Origin of the sequence: Acinetobacter sp. 243_ASPC (assembly GCF_001054715.1) — a bacterium.
Lineage (GTDB): Bacteria > Pseudomonadota > Gammaproteobacteria > Pseudomonadales > Moraxellaceae > Acinetobacter > Acinetobacter soli.
In genome coordinates this window covers 1-1985 of sequence record NZ_JVOR01000096.1, presented here as the reverse complement: position 1 = coordinate 1985, position 1985 = coordinate 1, and the positions used below count along the sequence as shown (strand labels likewise).

Genomic DNA, 1985 nt, shown 5'->3' with positions numbered 1-1985 from the left:
TTAGTGGGGGACAACATCTCGAAAGGGATGCTAATACCGCATACGTCCTACGGGAGAAAGCAGGGGATCACTTGTGACCTTGCGCTAATAGATGAGCCTAAGTCGGATTAGCTAGTTGGTGGGGTAAAGGCCTACCAAGGCGACGATCTGTAGCGGGTCTGAGAGGATGATCCGCCACACTGGGACTGAGACACGGCCCAGACTCCTACGGGAGGCAGCAGTGGGGAATATTGGACAATGGGGGGAACCCTGATCCAGCCATGCCGCGTGTGTGAAGAAGGCCTTATGGTTGTAAAGCACTTTAAGCGAGGAGGAGGCTCTTTTGGTTAATACCCAGAATGAGTGGACGTTACTCGCAGAATAAGCACCGGCTAACTCTGTGCCAGCAGCCGCGGTAATACAGAGGGTGCAAGCGTTAATCGGATTTACTGGGCGTAAAGCGCGCGTAGGCGGCCAATTAAGTCAAATGTGAAATCCCCGAGCTTAACTTGGGAATTGCATTCGATACTGGTTGGCTAGAGTGTGGGAGAGGATGGTAGAATTCCAGGTGTAGCGGTGAAATGCGTAGAGATCTGGAGGAATACCGATGGCGAAGGCAGCCATCTGGCCTAACACTGACGCTGAGGTGCGAAAGCATGGGGAGCAAACAGGATTAGATACCCTGGTAGTCCATGCCGTAAACGATGTCTACTAGCCGTTGGGGCCTTTGAGGCTTTAGTGGCGCAGCTAACGCGATAAGTAGACCGCCTGGGGAGTACGGTCGCAAGACTAAAACTCAAATGAATTGACGGGGGCCCGCACAAGCGGTGGAGCATGTGGTTTAATTCGATGCAACGCGAAGAACCTTACCTGGCCTTGACATAGTAGAAACTTTCCAGAGATGGATTGGTGCCTTCGGGAATCTACATACAGGTGCTGCATGGCTGTCGTCAGCTCGTGTCGTGAGATGTTGGGTTAAGTCCCGCAACGAGCGCAACCCTTTTCCTTACTTGCCAGCATTTCGGATGGGAACTTTAAGGATACTGCCAGTGACAAACTGGAGGAAGGCGGGGACGACGTCAAGTCATCATGGCCCTTACGGCCAGGGCTACACACGTGCTACAATGGTCGGTACAAAGGGTTGCTACCTAGCGATAGGATGCTAATCTCAAAAAGCCGATCGTAGTCCGGATTGGAGTCTGCAACTCGACTCCATGAAGTCGGAATCGCTAGTAATCGCGGATCAGAATGCCGCGGTGAATACGTTCCCGGGCCTTGTACACACCGCCCGTCACACCATGGGAGTTTGTTGCACCAGAAGTAGCTAGCCTAACTGCAAAGAGGGCGGTTACCACGGTGTGGCCGATGACTGGGGTGAAGTCGTAACAAGGTAGCCGTAGGGGAACCTGCGGCTGGATCACCTCCTTAACGAAAGATTGATTGGCCGGTAAGAATCCACAACAAGTTGTTCTTCTAAGATGTATCTGAGGGTCTGTAGCTCAGTTGGTTAGAGCACACGCTTGATAAGCGTGGGGTCACAAGTTCAAGTCTTGTCAGACCCACCAAGTCTACGGCAGAAAGATACATTAATGATATAAGCTGGGGACTTAGCTTAGTTGGTAGAGCGCCTGCTTTGCACGCAGGAGGTCAGGAGTTCGACTCTCCTAGTCTCCACCAAATTCGAGGCCAAACAAAGCAACGCTTTGTCCGAGAATTTAAGCAAGAAGCTATGCTTCGCGCAGGCAAGCAAAGAAAAGATGGTTATAGAGCTTAGTAAATATAAAGTTTATTAACCTCTGTGATTTATCACAGTTTAGTGTGATCTGACGAAGACACATTAATTCATTAACAGATTGGAAAATATTGAGTCTGAAATAAATTGTTCAAACTCGATTAGATAAGAAGCTAACAATCAATTGTTAGATGACGATTTAATCCGAGAACTAGCAAATTAACTGAATCAAGCGTTTTGGTATATGAATTTAGATTGAAGCTGTACGGTGATT

General features: G+C 49.2%; 2 tRNA genes and 1 rRNA gene. All 3 read left to right on the top strand.

Annotated elements, in window-relative coordinates:
* A 16S ribosomal RNA gene (locus tag ADA42_RS13170) occupies positions 1–1407 on the top strand; the annotation flags it as partial.
* Between the two features lie 60 nt (positions 1408–1467).
* Positions 1468–1544 (top strand) — tRNA-Ile (locus tag ADA42_RS13165).
* Positions 1545–1580: 36 nt separating this feature from the next.
* A tRNA-Ala gene (locus ADA42_RS13160) sits at positions 1581–1656 on the top strand.
* Positions 1657–1985: the final 329 nt, after the last annotated feature.